Origin of the sequence: Paenibacillus sp. FSL K6-0108 (assembly GCF_045040695.1) — a bacterium.
Taxonomy (GTDB): Bacteria; Bacillota; Bacilli; order Paenibacillales; family Paenibacillaceae; genus Paenibacillus; species Paenibacillus pabuli_B.
In genome coordinates, this window is record NZ_CP150288.1 from 690,758 (window position 1) to 707,859 (window position 17,102).

Genomic DNA, 17,102 nt, shown 5'->3' on the forward strand with positions numbered 1-17,102 from the left:
TACATTATGGAACATCAAAACTCGTTAATTCAATCTTTCGTAGAGTCTATGCGGCAACTCTGTTTAAAAGCAGAGTTGGCACAACAGGAACTCGGGAAAGAACCAATCTCAATTCTTCATTGTTCCATGTTGAGAACATCAATATTGGAAGGGAGTTACATCTGCTTATTGGAAGCGTACTCCGATCAATGGTATTGGGATGAGGTAGAGTGTTTGCATACATATGATGCGACGTGGGCATTCCAGTCGTTGTCTTCGTTAGAAGAGTTTCTTCATATCGAAATGAGACGTTATGGGGGTGTACTTAATGCTTCTGACGCGGAACGGATGATGTTGCAGTCTGCGGGTCGTTTCAATGCCTATGTCACTGCGATTGTACGTTTGGCTGTTCCTCATATGTTGAACTTGAAAGAGATGGAACGCCTGCACCGTGGGGATCAGTTTCAGATCAGGGTAGGTGAATACAAGGACTGGAGTGAGCCTGTGTATGTCAGGGACTATCGGTATAGGGATATTCAGAATATTCGCAAGAAATTGACGTTAGCAGAAGGGCTGGAATGTGCCTATGCAGACTATACGTCACTATCCTTGACAGAGGGACTATTTGATCACGTTGATATCAGGTATTCCGATTTCAGTCTTGCTGATCTGAGCAAGAGCGACTTAAGAGGTGCTGTATTGATTGGGACCAAATGGGAACAGAGTGATCTGAGTGGAGCTGACCTCAGAGGGGCGCTACTCATGGATGCTGTGTTCCGGGAATGTAGTCTGCGTGGAGCCAACCTGTCTGATGTCAGTGACGGAGCGAGTATGGAATTCCATGAAGGTGCTCTTGGTCTTCAGGGAATCTGTTTTGCAGGAGCCAATCTGGAAGGCGCCGACCTCAGGGGAGCACAGCTATTCCATGCTGATTTCCAGGGGGCTAGGCTGAGTCAGGCACAGATATGGCTTCATGACCGTGAGAGGTATACACATGTTTTGAGTGAAGAGCAGATTGAATCAATACGCTGGGTTGTCTCCCATGAGAAAGAGGAAGAGTTATGATCCCACGATTTTATGAACTGACCGAGGATCATCGGATATTGAATCCATTTAGGCCCCCTGCACTACAAACCAGTTTTGATGAGTTGCCCATTTCATCTGTCATGATGATTGAACGCAAACCGAATGAAGAGCCAACGGATTGGATAAGTAGGCCTTCATATTTTGTTAGTGATCGCATGAAGCGGCTGATGGAAATGGTCGATGAAGCAATGTTGTTCAAATCCGTCACCTTCATCGATCAGGGGAGTGGGGAACAGTTGAGCTACTGGGCGAGTCATATCCCTGCTGTGCTGGCTTTGTCTGACCATAGCCTGTTTTATCCGAATGGTTCGATACAGCAGCTTGTATTGCAGGGTGAGGCGGTTAAAGATCAACGCATATTTACATTGGAGGGTGTAAGAGGGAGTGGTGTAATCGTGCGTTTTGATGTAGCAGAGAGTATGCTTCGCAGAGGGTTAAGTGGCTTTGTTTTACGAAAGGTGGATCTGGAATGAACCGATATGGTGATGAGATACTGCTGAAAATGGATCGGGATTTGCGTTTGGCAAAGCGCATTCAGGAAGCTGAAGCGGCGAGTGGGGAGCTGATGACGCAGGAAGAGGTTACATACGGAGTACGCCAGGGTCTGATTGAGACCGAAGCAGAAATCATCACGTTGAACAATCATCAAATCTGGGAGGGGATAATAACCCTTCTTTTACCGGATCATCTGGTCCAGGTTCCCCGAGGCAAACTACAGGAGGGCAGAAACAGCCATGGACGAGATGAGGTCATGTGGATTGATGAGCAAAAGGGTATCAGCTTAAGCCTATCTAGATTATCTCATCCATTGCACGTAAGCCAGATTGAGGGAATGGGCAGTATCATCACAGACCAGATTCGAACGCTCAAAAAGGATGCGCAATGGTTACATGAAGAGACGGTACAAGGAGATAGCCTGATTGTCTTCTATGGAGAATCCATTCAGCCCTCAACCTTGGGAATGGCTTACGATATTGTGATCGTTACATCGGTAAAAGGAAGAGCGGTCACAGGGAATGTCCGTTTTCCGGTTGAACAGCTTCATCTATGGCGACTTCTAACAAGGGCGATATTCACATGTGCCCGGATGAGTGAAAACGGAAATGGACCAATTCATTAATTAACATAGGGGGGACTAGAATGCTGCTACCCATGCTGTTCAAAGCGTTGATGTCAGGAGGTTTCGGTGGTGAATTTACCTATGTGGTCAGAGGTGCCGAGATTTCCTGTAGTCAGGGATCAGATCCGGGTGTACTGAACCTGCCGCTTTCCCACGGCATTTATATTAAGGAACAGCCTGTATTAAACATTGCGGACGTGATTCCACTGGCTAACGTTGGACGATGCGGGTTTTGCAAAATGGATGGCGCCCTCTGCGAACCAGATACGTTCTTCAATAAATGGAGTCAGGGCAAGGAGGACGTGCTGGTGGAAGGTGAGGCTGCTCTGCTTAGTCGATCTGAACTGATATGCCGAAAAGGTGGGATTATCAAGATTGAGGTCGATGGTCAGTTGTAAGATGCAGACGGATAAGAAAGGGGGAACACTGTGCAGACCTTGGAAAAATCAACGCTAACCTATGGGGATATCCATGTCCACTGGCCGTATGGCAAGATACGCCTGGATAAGCTGGAATTGATCCAGCAAGCAGGGGCCCATGCCCGGTTATCCTTCAGTGGATGGGTCGATGAAGAATGGGAAGAGACCATTATCCAGAAAGCTGGAAGTCACGATCGAGTCGGATTCATCCAGATAGATGAATCCGGAAGGGAGCTGCCCCTGTTCAAGGGACAGCTCCATGAGATCAAAGTCGAAGCCACCAGAGGGATCGTATATGTGATGGCTGTAGTCATCTCACATACCTACGAACTGGATGCCTTACAGAGAACGAAATCCTATCAGAACGAGAATCTGCGTTATTTGGACATTGTTAATCGTGTTATGAAGGGTTATCCTGAAGGAGACTATATTGATTTTGCCTTTGATGAGACAAAAACGGGCGCTTTTATTATGCAGTATCAGGAGACCGATTGGAGCTTTCTGAAACGGCTCGCTTCTCATCTGGGAGCAGATCTGGTGCCGGATGTGACTGCACACAAGCCCAGGTTCTGGATCGGTTATCCCGAAGGCAGAGGGGCATTTGAGCTGAAAGCCATCCCTTTTGAGAAGAGTCGTAATATTGAGCGTTTTTTTCATACCGAAGCCCAGGGGAAACATGCGGTAACCGAGGAGGAGTATACAACGTATACCTTCGATTTGGGGCAGGAGCTTCAATTGGGGGATGAAGTATCCTCTGATGGCCGTATCTACAACATAACCTCTCGCCAGGCGATGCTGGAACGGAGCTTGCTACAGTGGAAATATACATGTGCTTTGCCAGCATCGCATCCACTGCCCAGACAGCTTCAAACGATGATCACGGGTGCTGCTATTGAAGGGAAAATCATTGATGTGAAACGTAACCAGGTGAAGGTTCATCTGGATATGGATGAGGGTCAGCAGGCCGGAGAGGCACGCTGGTTCCCGTATGCCGCGGAAGGCAGTCAAGTATGGTACATGATGCCCGAACCCGGAGCAAAGGTGAAACTGTATTTCCCAAGTGCAGAAGAAGACGAAGCCATGGTGATGCAGTCGGTTCGTCAGGAACCAACGGAAGCGGGACATGTGGAGAAAAGCGGCAAAGTGATGCAGGACCCTGGTGTAAAGTCTTTCGGTAACCCGCAGGGGAAATCGTTCACCCTTGGCGACAGCGAACTTGTCATGAACGCCCAAGAGGGCGCTTTGTATATCTCGATGGCTGCGGGTAACGGGGTTACATTGAATAGCACAACCCACGTGCAGATCCAATGCATGGGTGAACTGAACATCAGCGGAGCCAGCGTCAGTCTGGAGGGTACAGAAGGTCTGTATATTCAGACGATGACAGATCATGTGGAGCTTGTAGAAGAGGTTAATGGAAAGAGTGAGAATGTAGTCCTGGAAGCTGAGATCCATCGTTCCTTTGACATGATCCAGTCTGCGTTCGACCAGAGTCTGGCCAGTATGGGAGAGAGCGCGCTGAAGGAAGCGCGGCTGAAACGAAACTGGGATGCACGTGAAAAGGGCAAACGAGATGGTGTAATCGAAGAGGGGAAAAGCCTGCTCAGTATGGTCGGTGATGTGGCTGACCTGGCATTTACAGGGATCGTCGGGGGTGACAATGCCCAGGGATTATACAGCTGGGTAAAGGGAGAACAGGTTGGGTCATTAACGGAGCGGAATGCCACGGTACAAGGAACGATTACGGGCGTAAATAACGTCATCGATTATACGGGAGACCTGGTCACGGGTCAGAAATCAGGGAAAGAGATCTGGCAGGATGTATCCAGTGGGGGAAAGGCGTATGCCAAACCGTTCATGGACCTGAAAGGCGAAGACAACCGAACGATGCTGACCATGAAGGAACAAGAGAGTTACGACGCTGGTCGGAACGATGTCAACGCTGCGGTACGAGTTGTTGATACGGTAACGGCTGTAGCTGGCGGGGCATCCTTGGTCAAAAATGGTGTCAAAGTGCTCAAGGGTAGTGGCAAGAAGTCTGGCCACGGAGATGGAGCGAAGGGCGGCGTTCCGCATGGTCATGGAGATGGGCCAGATGGAACCTCAGGCGGTGCCATGAAGGATGGCAAGCTCAAGACCAATGCGGCTTTAATGCCTTCATCTCTTGCAGAGCTGGGAGAACGAATCAACCAGGCCCTGGGTAAAATGACCGCAGGCGCAGCAGCCAGTGTTCCATGGCGAGTTCAGCGGGTGAGGCTGAGCAACGGCCAGACCGTGCCTGTGATTGTGAAGAGTGATAGTCACATGTTCTCGGAACCAGGTGGGAATCGTGGGAAAGGCAGTGATTCCGGGAGTTCGAAGGGATCGCCGAGCACATCTCATGTGGATTCGAGAGAAAGTAGTGCGCCATCGAAAGGAACCATTTCTAAAGAATCGTCTAATTCTTCAAGCGTTACGCCGGTTAAGCCGAAGGATGCTTCTAAACCTAAAGATGCTCCGTCATCGGAAGATGGAACTAAGGCCAGGGATGGAAAAACTGAGGGGACGGGTAATGTTCCAAATGTAAGTCATGGAAAAGTATTCCCAACAAGGGTAATTGATTTAGAAACAGAAGGTTTTATTATTGATAAAGTTAAAGTGTTAAGAAGTAAGCTTTCTAATAGGATTAAAGGTGATCTAAATTTTGCGTATGCGAAGGTAGAAATTGAAGGAATTGACAAGGGTGAATTTTATTCCCACAGTAGTTTGAACGGGGATAATAAGGAAAAGACCTATGCTGATTATTCATTAAAACCAACAAAACCAAAGTACGAGGCTACTGAAGCACCAGATAGGAGTGGTAATGTAAGATTAAGAGACAATGATACTGAGTATAAAATTCTCAATGATTTGGCATCTAGACTTGATAAATTGCCAGATCCATCAAAAGCTCGTGGAAAAATTAAATTATTTACCGAATTAGATACATGTGGAAGTTGTAGTAGAATTATAGAAAAATTCCACAAAGATTATCCCAATATTGATATTGAGGTAATCCATAATGGTGATAAGATAGTTGAGCCATAAGAAATTTATTGGGAGGACATAAAGTGAAACGAAATTATGAGGCTTTATTTGGAGCTTTTTATGAAAACTATTTTTATTTTAAAAGTGAGGGAATGAGTGGTCCTGAAGCCCTTGCTTGCACATGTGAGGCATACTTCGGTATGGATAAAAGAGGTGAAATGGAAAAAGCAGTATTGTCTATTGCGGAAGGGAGAATTCATTTAACACATTCGAAAATTTTTGTTAAATCGAAACAAAAGATAATTGATGCATTAAATTCTCTAGATTTAAATAAGTTACAACATGAAATAGCTCCAGATGATTATCAGGACATATTAGAACGAAGAGATATGGTGCTTGATGGAATTGAAAGTATACCTGTAGATTATAGTCCGAATACAAGATATTACTACTTTGAAATAGAAAAGGAAGTTAAAAATTTCTTTGGGATTGTATTCAATGAGAAGAAAGATGCAATTGAGCTTGTTGAGGAAATAATGGAACGATTCGAGCGTGAATGTAGGAGTACATTAAGTGAAAAAATAGTTGTTAGAACAACACTTGCAGAACTACTTATCAGATATAGAATTAATGCTAAAGGCGAGTTTTTGAAAATAAAAAATGAATTAGAGCAATTCGATATGAATGATTTGGGGGAACAATTGTCGGAAAATGAAAAGTTGGATCTTTCTATGCGAATTAAGGAAGTCTTAACTAAACTTCAAAATTTATAGGATCAATTTGTTTTTTCAACGATCTGTATTTAGAATGATACAAACAACAACGCCACAATACGAGCTAAACGCTGTGTTGTGGTTTTTTATCCGCCTTTATTATCCAAACAATCCAATCATACAAGCGGCGACTGTTTAAAAGCCCCACCTAGTGCCGAATGAATCCATCATTCAACCAATAACACATATGATTGATACAAGAATTTAGATTGGGTTTACATCGTAATAGTAAGATTGTACAATACAACCAACAAACCAAACAATAAATAATTCAAACACTTGATTAACTTTCAAAGCTCTTTCCCACTTGAATCATGAGTAGGAATGAGCTTTTTTTGCATGCCCAAAATCTATAACGTCATCGATTATACGGGAGACTTGGTCACGGTTCAAAAATCAGGGGAAGAGATCTGGCAAGATGTATCAGGCGCGGGAAAAGCGTATGCCAAACCGTTCATGGATCTGAAAGGTGAAGACAATCGCACAATGCTGACCCTGACGGAACAAGAGAGTTACGACGCTGGGTTAAACGATGTTGGTGCTACGATGCGAGTCGTGGATACGGTAACGGCTGTAGCTGGTGGAGCATCCCTGGTCAAAAATGGTGCCAAAGTGCTCAAGGGTGGTGGCAGAAGTCTGGCCATGCAGATGGAGATGGAGCCAAGGGCGGTGTTCCGCATGGTAATGGAGATGGGCCAGATGGAACCTCAGGTGGTGCCATGAAGGATGGCAAGCTCAAGACCAATGCCGCATTAATGCCTTCATCCTTGCGGAACTGGGGGAACGAATCAACCAGGCTATGGGTAAAATGACCGCAGGCGCAGCAGCCAGTGTTCCATGGCGGGTTCAGCGGGTGAGGCTGAGCAACGGCCAGACCGTGCCTGTGATTGTGAAGAATGACAGTCACATGTTCTCGGATACAGGTGGAAATCGTGGGAAAGGCAATGATTCTGGAAGTTCGAAGGGATCGCCGAACACATCCCATGTGGATTCGAAGAAGACAGGGAAGCCACAAAATGTGGAGTCTGGTTCTTCATCAACTTCACCGAAGGTTGGGGCATCCAAACCCCAAAATACATGGGTTCCCAAAGATAGTCCATCCGAAAGCACCAAGCCGAAGACTAGAAATCACCATGAATACGATGATCCACATCTGAATCAACAGAGTATATCCAAACTAAGCAGCTGATGAAGGGATCATTACACCCAACCAATGGACCGGGAAATTGGAATGTAAGAGTGGGGATCTGGATCATCTAACACAACGTGAGTTACAAGAAATTAATAAGCTGCTCATCGCTGGGAAAAATGTGGATGCAGATCGGATTATGACATTGCGCAATCAGCTTTGAAGCTTGCAGAAGATTATTCTGATAAAGTTAAGGGAAGTAACGGATGGGAGCTCAGTAAGGAATATCCTGCATCAAGGCAGGACTCCGAGAGCTAATCGAGAAGTATGGGATTAACATCAATTCCTCGGCAAACGGAGTCTTTCTTCCTCAGAAAGCAATGTCGGATTGGCCAGGGCAAGTAACGCATTTCCCGTTTAACAACATAGATAAAAAAGGGAATCCTATGTTCAGGCATGGTCAGGAGTATATTGAATATATAGGAGAAAATTTTAAAAAAATAGACAAGTTACCTCTAAGTTCTCAAGTCAAGAAGGAGCGTATACTATCATTTCTAGAAGAAACAAGAGAAGGCCTGTTAACAGGTAAACTGGAGATTTTATATCAAGATTAATGGAATGAGGGGAATGTCGTTGAAAATATGGAAAATGACTAATGCAGTTGATACTAAAGAGCTCGATGTTGTCAAAGAAAGAGGTTTTATAGATAATATTGGTAGTGGCGTCTCTCTCATTAATCAATGGACAACACTAGAAATGAAGCATACTTATGGAGAAAATAATACTGATATTTACGAAATCACTAGTCAGCTAGCAGATATGGTTATCAACGCTCGGGCAATAGAAGTGTTAAAAGATTATCTAGAAAATAAGGTAGAACTTTTACCAGTAAAATATAATAACGAAAAACATTATGTAATGAATGTTATAAATATTCTGGATTGCATTGATAAAAACAGTTCTATTGCCGACAAGTACGGGGGATTTAAAAATTATGTTTTTATAGAAGAGGAAATTAACAACGAACATATATTCAAGACAATATCATACGATTATGAGCTAACGGAGCTCCCAATTATTTCGAGTCAAACGTTTGTTTCCGATGAGTTCAAACAACGCGTCGAAGAGGGAGGGTTACAGGGATTTCGCTTCCGCCTAGCTTGGTCAAGCGAACCCGAAGCATACGTAGAACGTAATCCACGGATTCGAGTAACGGATCGTCAGGATGCGGAGGCACATATCAGCACATTCTATGGACCTATTCAGCATATGATTCCAGCCGATTCGAACGATGCAGGCGACCCGGAAATTTATATAACTGAACCGACTGCTGCCGTACCATATCAAACGCTGGTTTCATTTGGGAACAGTTACTTCCGGGGGATGACGCCAGCTTCACTGGATACCGGATATGCGGAAATTGTAATGCATCTACCAGTGGATGCGCAGTTGAAGGAAAAGAACTGGGAGAATCGGCCGCTCGGCTGGGTCGTACCTATGATGAGACATTTTGTAAAAGAAATCATGCAGCGTGGATATTTTACAGGACAGTGGCTCGTCTTCCCTAACCAAAGTGAGGAAGATCTGGCGGACACATATCGTGAGATGTTTAGCGAGACAGGAGTACCTGCGCATACAAAAATCCTACCGTATAACGACAGTATTACCTACTGCGGAGTCATGATTGTCCCGCCGCTGCCGCAATGCGCAGAAGCGTTAACCATGCCTTACCGGGATGCGGGTAAGGAGATGGAGGGGGAATGGCCGATCTATTTCCATACGTTGCTGCCTTTGTACCGGGAGGAGGTCATACACTTTTTTGAAAAGGGACGGGATTCGCTGATCAGCAAGCTGATGGCCCATGGCGTTGAGGCGGTGTATCAATGGGATCGGCAAAATAGTTGTCTGTAGATAATTGAAATACTTGAAGATATAGAATATGAAACTTTTAAATAAAACAGATTGATCTCGGTCAAAGGGATCAATCTGTTTTTTGTTGAAAACTTTGGTGATAAGAACATATTTGAAAAATAGAAGTGCGTATATACACATCCAATTTGAGACTTTCTGCATATTCAAAATATTCCATAAAATTCCGATTCATTTAAATAACAGATTTAGATTTAAATGAAAGGGAGGGAACAGCAAGCTTCATTCGGAATTTGATATTACATAGTGTAGTTGAGGAGTGAAAGGAATTTTGCATTACACAGAGCAAGAGACTTGTCCGGAATGTGCAAACAAGATGAAAGTGAATCCGGGGTACAGCACATGGTGTGAGAAGTGTAATTGGAATGTTTATGAGGATGAAAGAGGACAAGGAAAAGATGAAGGGTTAAACGGGATGAACAGGAATGCTGATGAACGATCATCAGACCGATTGTTAGAGGAGTTTAAGTATAATATCAATCGGGTTCTTCCCTTCACGAAACAGAGGTTTTACACCTATTTGGTTGCTCTAACCGTGCATCTGTCAACGTTATCCATTTTGGGCGTAGCCATCTTTTTCTTTTCAACTAATTCAACATGGCTGGGTATATTTGGTATTGCATTGCTTTTCCTCTGGATCACAATTATATTGCCATACCGGAAGCGGCTTCCAGGCAGGGTGATCTCTAGAGACGATTATCCAGAACTGTATGGAATGATTGACGAGATTGGGGAGCGCTTGAATGTTCCACCTGTGGATATGGTCATCATTAGTGAAGAATATAACGCATACAACCTGCATCTCAAAAGAAAAAAGAGAGCACTTGTCCTGGGCATTCCTTTTTTTGCAGCCCTAACGTTACAGGAGAAGATAGCCGCCATCAGTCACCATATGAGTCAATTTGCACATCCGAACATTTCCAACAGTTCATTGGTCGAGAGAGCCATGCATGTACTGAATTCTTGGATTGACACCGTTGATCCACAAGGTAGCGGCCTGTTATATTGGGTGGTGTTTCCACTTATAATACTACGCTTATTGTTATTTGCTGTTATAGGCGGTATCTATGTATTATTAATCAAAAGCATGCGGAATGAGATGCAGCGAGTATTCTACATCGCAGATAATGAAGCATCGGAGACAGCTGGCAGTGAAGCAGTATTATCTCTATTATTGAAGGCCGAGATGGAAGGTCTTTTTGCACAAACGGCTGAACAGGTTGCGGAATATCAATATAACAAAGAGCTGTATGAGGAGTTTAGAAAACGGATTTCTGCCGTTCCAACTCAGGAAATTCTTCGTATTCAGCGGATACAGGAAATGAATGATACTCAGAACCGTAGTTACCATCCTCCAATGAAAAATCGCATCGAATTGATACGTGAGCACTGGGCGATGATTCCTGCATATCGGCCGGATGCTGCTAAAGAACGAAGAATCAATGAGGAGTTTCGACAGCTGGAACAGCGTTCCCAGAAAATTCTTCTTAACGATCTAAGGGATGCAAGTTAACCCTCTGTATTCTCAATTGCATATAGTATAGAAAACAGGACAGCACCAACCAATAATTGGTATGATGCGCCCTAGTTTTAAAGTGATTTATTGCGTTTAGAATTTAACGGTCGCCACGCTGAAAGTGTCTTCGTGGGTGGGTGATCTTGCCGATTTTATCGGTGTCATTCTCTTTGGGAACCAAACGCTCGTCAGTACGACCTTCGTGATGATTGTCAAAAGCGAATTCCGTCAGTTCCCACTCGGTCTTGCCGAGAACGGGATCGGCCGGGAAGTGTTGTCCGCGATGCAGATGTTCTTCTTGTCCTGCTTCATTGGTGTATATTCCGTCCACTTCCACCTTTTCATGCGAAAGGGGCAGCATTTCTTTTTCTTTCTGATCCATAAAACAACGCCTCCTTAGATCCCAGTATTTTAACTGTATGGGTTGTCCGTGATAATATCCCCCGAATAGTTCAGTGTTATGCTGGATATATTAATTCCGTATAGAAATGCCATATGTATAATATATGATTCGGAATTAAACTTTTTGGGCTTAAAAACCGTTATAAATATTAGGTAAAATTGTCAAGTCGAAAGATACTTCCGAATATGCTACAATAAGATTATGATTCAAACTGGATCATATCGGGTATTTATAGTGTCAGGTACTTGCTTCAGCAAGGGTTCCCGACCTAAAGCTTGCTTTGAGCCGCGCACACAACTTCATGGATGGCATTTAAGACTTATTCGGCATTCTCTAAACGGAGCATTCACTTTCAACGTTTTGGGAGGGAATTACAATGGCAACGAAAGGTCACAATGAGGTCAAAGAAAGTTTGAGGGAAATGACTCGGATTTTCCGTCCTAAAGATCCAAAAAAATTCGTGAAGGAGTACGTGAGAAAATACCGGATTACGGGTGGATACGAGGAAGAATTGACTTCTGTGGTTGAGCATGAGCTTGTCAAGATGGATTCTTCCGTGTCCTGAAACACACACAACTCTGATTATACTGTTCCGATATGAATAGAACCGTCTCCCGGGCGTTAAGCTCCGGCAGACGGTTTTTTTTGCTTGGAAAATGATATGTACAATATTTCAAAGGAGCCACTCGTTTACCTAAAAGCAAACCGAATAAGCTGTAGAGCTTCACTCCATTTTTGGGGGCTTTGTTCCATGCCTGCTGCATATACATGGAAGTACACACACATATGGCAGGAAGGATGAATGCATGTGGACCCCATTTTGAAAACGAAAGAAGAGATTGGCTACATGCGGGAAGCGGGACGAATCCTGCGAAGCTGTCACGATCTTATTGAAAAGTGGCTCGCCCCTGGTGTAACGACGGGAGACATTGATGAGCGGGTAGAGGCTTTTTTGGCTAAGAACGGGGCCACACCTGAGCAAAAGGGATACAGGGGCTATCCTTATGCGACATGCGCTTCAGTTAATGAAGTGGTTTGCCACGGCTTCCCGAATGATCGGAAACTGGTCGAAGGGGATGTGGTGACCATTGATATGGTGGTGAACAAAGATGGCTGGCTTGCCGATTCTGCCTGGACGTATGGGATCGGTGAACAACGCAGGTCTATTCGCAAGCTGATGAATCGTACAGAAAAGGCCCTGCATAAGGCGATTGCACAGGCCGTGCCAGGAAATACGCTGGGGGATATCGGAAACGCGATTGAACGGACAGCAAGGCTGTATCGTTATGGGATTGTGAAGCCTCTTATTGGTCATGGGATCGGTCAATATATCCATGAACCACCTAATGTCCTCCCTTACGGGAAACGTAGAACAGGCATGATGCTGACAGAGGGCATGGTCATCACGATCGAGCCCATATTTACAAAGGGAAGCTCTGGAGCGGTTGTATGGGATGAAGACGGATGGACTGTGAGAACAGTGGATGGAAGCTGGGGCGTCCAGTATGAGCATACGGTAGCCATCACAAGTGATGGTCCTCTTATACTGACAGACGGGACTTGAAAGGTTTATCTATAGCAGGATGGTAAGGATGCTCATTATGGAATGCGGGGTGTACAATAGCTTGGGCTCCATGCCGTTTTGGTTTTAAAAGGAAGCGGTATGGAGCTTTACTGAGCTTCCAGGAGTTGTAAGAGAGGCAACCGTAACCGTGAGTTTCCTTTTTGCATAATACTGCATGTTTTCAATGTGAGAAAAATCGCTAAAAAAATCAATTTCATCACCGAAATTTGGCAAAAATTTTCAAAAGTAGAGAGTAATATTTTTAACTGAAATCGGTTACAAATCAAGTTGTGGTGCGGTTTTTTACATATAGTGAACAATTTGTGAACATGTGTCCAAAGATTGACAAAATCATACCCTCAACTTATATTTAATAAGTGATTGAACCATATAGAATGAATTGGAAGAATGCGCAGACATGCCCTTAGCAGGAAATGACGGGAGTGGTGGAAGCGTTATTTTTGTAAGCGTTCTGTATGTCGGACAGGATTACGTGCATCGTGCTGAAATGAACTGAGTTGAGTTTATTCCGTGCGACAACGGCAATCTACGAAAATGTAAGAAAAGTGGGGTAGATCAATGATGAAACAGTGGCAGGTTGCAAAGCGAATTCTCCCCTTGCTGGCGGTGCTCTCTTTGCTGCTATCCGCATGCGGGCGGGAAGACTTGTCAGTAATGAAACCTCAGGGTCCTGTGGCGCAAGGCCAATATGATCTGATGAAGCTGTCCATTACGATTATGATCGTGGTGCTCATCATTGTATTTGCTATTGCTGCGTATGTGTTGATCCGGTTTCGCAGACGAGCCGGGCAGAATGAAATGCCCGAACAGGTTGAAGGCAATTTTAAGCTGGAAGTAATATGGACAGCCATTCCGTTGTTACTCGTCATTGTCCTGGCAGTACCGACGGTAAAAACAATTTTTGCCCAAGGCGAAGATCTGTCCAATGACAAAAATGCAATTCAGGTCAAAGTCACCTCGCATCAGTACTGGTGGGAATTCACTTATCCTCAATATGATGTAACCACCGCTCAAGATCTCATCATCCCGACCGGAAAGAAAATCGCATTCGAATTGAAAACCGCTGACGTGCTTCACTCCTTCTGGGTGCCGTCACTTGCGGGTAAAATGGACACAAACCCGGATGGAACGCTTAACAAGTTCAGCTTCTCGGCACCTAATGAAGGCGTTTACCGAGGTAAATGCGCTGAATTATGCGGCAGATCGCATGCCTTTATGGAATTCAAGGTAAAAGCGGTCAGTCAGGAGTCCTTCGACAAATGGGTCAATGAAATGAAAGCTCCGGCAGTACTTCCGGAAGATACCCAATTGGCTGAGAAGTTCAAAACGAACTGCCTTTCTTGCCATGCAGTTGGGGATCAGGGCGGGCCAGTTGCACCTAACCTTACAGGTATTGGAGGGAAGCAATCCGTGGCAGGCATTTTGCTGAATCAGGGCGAAGGCCAGGAAGACGGTAATCCGGTGCTCGACAACATGAAAGAATGGCTCCATGATCCACAATCCGTGAAGCCGGGCAATACGATGCCGAATCCCAAAGACCTTGGACTCACAGATGAAGAAATCGACGGAATTGCCGAATATCTGGCCAATTACAAATTGGACTATGAATAGAACAGCAAGGACGAAGAAGGGGGTACACAACCTTGGCTCATGCTCACAGCGTCAAGCGGTATAGGGGCTTGATGGATTGGATTACCACCGTCGATCACAAAAAAATCGCTGTGCTTTACTTAATTGCGGGTGGATTTTTCTTTGGAATCGGCGGCATTGAAGCCATTTTGATTCGGATTCAGCTCATGAAACCGATGAATGATTTTGTGTCGGCACAGGTCTTCAACGAATTGATTACAATGCACGGAACAACGATGATTTTCCTTGGTGTCATGCCTATTATTTTTGCCGTTATGAATGCAGTTGTGCCTTTGCAGATTGGGGCGCGGGACGTAGCTTTCCCTTTTGTTAACGCGCTGGGCTTCTGGACGTTCCTGTTTGGAGGACTGCTCTTGAACCTCAGCTGGTTGATGGGAGGAGCACCGGATGCCGGCTGGACTTCGTATACGCCACTCTCTGGCAGCGAGTACAGTGGGACGCACGGTGTGGATTTCTATACGATAGGTCTCCAGATCGCCGGTCTGGGCACACTCATCGGGGGCATTAACTTTCTCGCGACCATCATTACGATGCGTGCGCCGGGAATGTCTTATATGCGGATGCCGATGTTTACCTGGACCACATTCATTACATCAGCCATCATCCTTTTTGCATTCCCTGCCATTACGGTAGGACTTGTATTATTAACGTTTGACCGTATACTGGGAGCCAACTTCTTCGATGTTGCAGGTGGCGGTAACCCGGTACTCTGGCAGCATATCTTCTGGATCTTCGGGCACCCGGAAGTATACATTCTCATATTGCCGGCATTTGGTATTATCTCTGAGGTTATTCCAACCTTTGCACGTAAAAGATTGTTCGGTTACAGCTCCATGGTGTTTGCAACGATCCTGATTGCCTTCTTGGGATTCATGGTATGGGCGCATCACATGTTTACGACAGGTTTGGGAACCGTCGCGAATGCATTGTTCTCGATCTCTACCATGCTGATTGCTGTACCAACAGGGATCAAAATATTTAACTGGCTCTTTACGATGTGGGGTGGACAGATCCGTTTTACGGCAGCAAATCTGTTTGCTGTAGGATTCGTTCCAACCTTCGTTATGGGTGGGGTTACCGGTGTCATGCTGGCCTCTGCACCTGCGGATTTCCAGTTCCATGATACGTACTTTGTTGTCGCTCACTTCCATTACGTTATCGTTGGTGGATTGGTGCTAGGTTTGTTCTCAGGGTTACATTACTGGTGGCCGAAGATGTTCGGTCGCGTCCTGAGCGAAACGCTCGGGAAGTGGACGTTCTGGACGTTCATGATCGGTTTCCAACTAACGTTCTTTGTACAGCATTTCCTTGGTTTGATGGGGATGCAGCGTCGGATCGTTACATACTTGCCGAATCAGGATTTTGACCTGCTTAACCTGGTCAGCTCCGTTGGTGCATTCCTGATGGGTGTCGGGGTTATCATGTTCCTCGTGAACATCGTAATTACAACGAGAAAACCAGCAGATGCACCGAATGATCCGTGGGAAGATGGCCGTACGTTGGAATGGTCGATTCCGTCTCCACCACCGGAATACAACTTTAAGCAGACGCCTCTGGTACGTGGAATTGATGCGTATTGGAAGGAAAAGATGGCAGGACATACGGAGATGACACCGGCCGAACCTGTAGGTTCGATCCATATGCCGTCAGCGACTCCACTGCCGTTTGTTATGTCTGTTGGTATATTCATTGCCGGACTTGGTCTCATGTTCAGCAAGGATGATTTTGGCAATGCGTTTATGAACGGATTGTTCAACCATTATATTGTGGTCATTATTGGCCTTCTGATTACATTTGGTGCAATGGCGCTGCGGTCACTCTACGATGATCATGGCTGGCATATCGAACCGGAGGATCAGGATGAGAAGGGGGTTAGAACATGACAACTTCACATGCCGAACCGGTAAACGGCAAGCTGCCGCATGAGCCGGAAAAGGCGACGCTGGAAGGGCGCAACAAGCTTGTTGGCTTCTGGTTGTTCCTTGGCGGCGAGACCGTATTGTTCGGAACCCTCTTCGCGACCTTTTTGGCCCTCCGTGGCCAGACGAATGAAGGTCCCACGGCGAATGAATTGTTCCATCTGCCGCTCGTGGCAGCAGCGACCTTTATTCTCCTCGTCAGCAGTTTGACAAGCGTATTTGCCATCCAGGCTATGCATAAGGGGAAGCGCAATGCTCTTGCTCTCTGGCTTGGCATTACCGTTGTACTGGGTCTCGGATTCCTCGGTCTGGAAATTTACGAGTTCTATGAATATGTGAAACATAAAGAGTTCGGCATGACGACAAGTGCATTCAGTTCAGCGTTCTATACGCTGGTTGGGTTCCACGGAGCTCACGTTGCATTCGGTATTATGTGGATCGGGCTCATTATCGGGCAGCTGTTCAGAAAAGGATTAACGGTCGTAACTGCACCTAAAGTGTACGTCTCCGCAATGTACTGGCACTTTATTGACGTGGTCTGGGTGTTTATCTTTACGGTCGTGTACCTGCTCGGAAAGGTGGGGTAAC

The 17,102-nt window shown here is 45.4% G+C and carries 18 protein-coding genes; 17 read left to right on the plus strand and 1 reads right to left on the minus strand.

The genetic code is table 11. The features are described 5' to 3' along the window. Positions 1-126: 126 nt before the first annotated feature. The 12 genes from MHB49_RS03360 (at position 127) to MHB49_RS03415 (ending at position 10,954) form a co-directional block, all read left to right on the plus strand. Entirely contained in the window at positions 127-1,044 is a 918-nt protein-coding gene (locus MHB49_RS03360; RefSeq protein WP_405155025.1) for a pentapeptide repeat-containing protein, read from the plus strand. Beyond that, complete coding sequence (locus tag MHB49_RS03365; RefSeq protein WP_405155026.1) at positions 1,041-1,538, plus strand: imm11 family protein; 498 nt, start codon at positions 1,041-1,043, stop codon at positions 1,536-1,538. Before MHB49_RS03360 ends, MHB49_RS03365 begins: the two co-directional genes overlap by 4 nt. Then, entirely contained in the window at positions 1,535-2,185 is a 651-nt protein-coding gene (locus MHB49_RS03370; RefSeq protein WP_405155027.1) for a hypothetical protein, read from the plus strand. Before MHB49_RS03365 ends, MHB49_RS03370 begins: the two co-directional genes overlap by 4 nt. Before the next feature lie 20 nt (positions 2,186-2,205). Further along, positions 2,206-2,583: a DUF4280 domain-containing protein gene (locus tag MHB49_RS03375; protein ID WP_064642503.1), complete on the plus strand. Its 378-nt coding sequence runs from the start codon at positions 2,206-2,208 to the stop codon at positions 2,581-2,583. A 30-nt stretch (positions 2,584-2,613) separates the two neighbouring features. Beyond that, positions 2,614-5,670, plus strand: a complete 3,057-nt coding sequence (locus MHB49_RS03380; RefSeq protein ID WP_405155028.1) for a deaminase domain-containing protein — start codon at positions 2,614-2,616, stop codon at positions 5,668-5,670. 23 nt (positions 5,671-5,693) lie between these two features. Next, positions 5,694-6,383 carry an Imm3 family immunity protein gene (locus tag MHB49_RS03385; protein WP_405155029.1) on the plus strand — a complete coding sequence of 230 codons (690 nt, stop codon included), beginning with the start codon at positions 5,694-5,696 and terminating at the stop codon, positions 6,381-6,383. A 339-nt stretch (positions 6,384-6,722) separates the two neighbouring features. Beyond that, complete coding sequence (locus MHB49_RS03390; protein WP_076290546.1) at positions 6,723-7,106, plus strand: hypothetical protein; 384 nt, start codon at positions 6,723-6,725, stop codon at positions 7,104-7,106. Between the two features lie 76 nt (positions 7,107-7,182). Next, positions 7,183-7,572, plus strand: coding sequence for a hypothetical protein (locus tag MHB49_RS03395; protein WP_405155030.1), 390 nt, complete (start codon positions 7,183-7,185; stop codon positions 7,570-7,572). Positions 7,573-7,609: 37 nt separating this feature from the next. Continuing rightward, positions 7,610-7,735 (plus strand): hypothetical protein, encoded by a 126-nt coding sequence (locus MHB49_RS03400; RefSeq protein WP_405155031.1) that lies wholly within the window; start codon positions 7,610-7,612, stop codon positions 7,733-7,735. Between the two features lie 94 nt (positions 7,736-7,829). Further along, entirely contained in the window at positions 7,830-8,126 is a 297-nt protein-coding gene (locus tag MHB49_RS03405) for a hypothetical protein (protein WP_405157029.1), read from the plus strand. A gap of 19 nt (positions 8,127-8,145) precedes the next feature. Continuing rightward, positions 8,146-9,423: a suppressor of fused domain protein gene (locus MHB49_RS03410; protein ID WP_405155032.1), complete on the plus strand. Its 1,278-nt coding sequence runs from the start codon at positions 8,146-8,148 to the stop codon at positions 9,421-9,423. Between the two features lie 277 nt (positions 9,424-9,700). Beyond that, positions 9,701-10,954 carry a hypothetical protein gene (locus MHB49_RS03415; protein ID WP_405155033.1) on the plus strand — a complete coding sequence of 418 codons (1,254 nt, stop codon included), beginning with the start codon at positions 9,701-9,703 and terminating at the stop codon, positions 10,952-10,954. A 103-nt stretch (positions 10,955-11,057) separates the two neighbouring features. Here MHB49_RS03415 and MHB49_RS03420 read toward each other — a convergent pair whose 3' ends face one another. Beyond that, entirely contained in the window at positions 11,058-11,339 is a 282-nt protein-coding gene (locus MHB49_RS03420) for a transposase (protein ID WP_247900592.1), read from the minus strand. Positions 11,340-11,736: 397 nt separating this feature from the next. On the opposite strand from MHB49_RS03420, the gene MHB49_RS03425 reads away from it, so the two are divergent. The 5 genes from MHB49_RS03425 to MHB49_RS03445 all read left to right on the plus strand — a co-directional run bounded on the left by MHB49_RS03425 (position 11,737) and on the right by MHB49_RS03445 (position 17,101). Beyond that, positions 11,737-11,925, plus strand: a complete 189-nt coding sequence (locus tag MHB49_RS03425) for a hypothetical protein (RefSeq protein ID WP_017690840.1) — start codon at positions 11,737-11,739, stop codon at positions 11,923-11,925. A 237-nt stretch (positions 11,926-12,162) separates the two neighbouring features. Beyond that, positions 12,163-12,924, plus strand: coding sequence for a type I methionyl aminopeptidase (gene map, locus MHB49_RS03430; protein ID WP_405155034.1), 762 nt, complete (start codon positions 12,163-12,165; stop codon positions 12,922-12,924). Positions 12,925-13,503: 579 nt separating this feature from the next. Next, positions 13,504-14,556 carry a cytochrome c oxidase subunit II gene (gene coxB, locus MHB49_RS03435; RefSeq protein WP_247900594.1) on the plus strand — a complete coding sequence of 351 codons (1,053 nt, stop codon included), beginning with the start codon at positions 13,504-13,506 and terminating at the stop codon, positions 14,554-14,556. Between the two features lie 71 nt (positions 14,557-14,627). Then, positions 14,628-16,478: a cytochrome c oxidase subunit I gene (gene ctaD / locus MHB49_RS03440; RefSeq protein ID WP_405157030.1), complete on the plus strand. Its 1,851-nt coding sequence runs from the start codon at positions 14,628-14,630 to the stop codon at positions 16,476-16,478. After that, positions 16,475-17,101, plus strand: coding sequence for a cytochrome (ubi)quinol oxidase subunit III (locus MHB49_RS03445; protein WP_192262929.1), 627 nt, complete (start codon positions 16,475-16,477; stop codon positions 17,099-17,101). Before ctaD ends, MHB49_RS03445 begins: the two co-directional genes overlap by 4 nt. Position 17,102: the final 1 nt, after the last annotated feature.

Coding starts and splice junctions, on each gene's coding strand:
- MHB49_RS03360 (WP_405155025.1), top strand. CDS start 127: ATGTTGAGAACATCAATATTGGAAGGGAGTTACATCTGCTTATTGGAA.
- MHB49_RS03365 (WP_405155026.1), top strand. CDS start 1,041: ATGATCCCACGATTTTATGAACTGACCGAGGATCATCGGATATTGAAT.
- MHB49_RS03370 (WP_405155027.1), top strand. CDS start 1,535: ATGAACCGATATGGTGATGAGATACTGCTGAAAATGGATCGGGATTTG.
- MHB49_RS03375 (WP_064642503.1), top strand. CDS start 2,206: ATGCTGCTACCCATGCTGTTCAAAGCGTTGATGTCAGGAGGTTTCGGT.
- MHB49_RS03390 (WP_076290546.1), top strand. CDS start 6,723: ATGCCCAAAATCTATAACGTCATCGATTATACGGGAGACTTGGTCACG.
- MHB49_RS03395 (WP_405155030.1), top strand. CDS start 7,183: ATGGGTAAAATGACCGCAGGCGCAGCAGCCAGTGTTCCATGGCGGGTT.
- MHB49_RS03420 (WP_247900592.1), bottom strand. CDS start 11,339: ATGGATCAGAAAGAAAAAGAAATGCTGCCCCTTTCGCATGAAAAGGTG.
- MHB49_RS03425 (WP_017690840.1), top strand. CDS start 11,737: ATGGCAACGAAAGGTCACAATGAGGTCAAAGAAAGTTTGAGGGAAATG.
- map (WP_405155034.1), top strand. CDS start 12,163: ATGCATGTGGACCCCATTTTGAAAACGAAAGAAGAGATTGGCTACATG.
- coxB (WP_247900594.1), top strand. CDS start 13,504: ATGATGAAACAGTGGCAGGTTGCAAAGCGAATTCTCCCCTTGCTGGCG.
- ctaD (WP_405157030.1), top strand. CDS start 14,628: ATGGATTGGATTACCACCGTCGATCACAAAAAAATCGCTGTGCTTTAC.
- MHB49_RS03445 (WP_192262929.1), top strand. CDS start 16,475: ATGACAACTTCACATGCCGAACCGGTAAACGGCAAGCTGCCGCATGAG.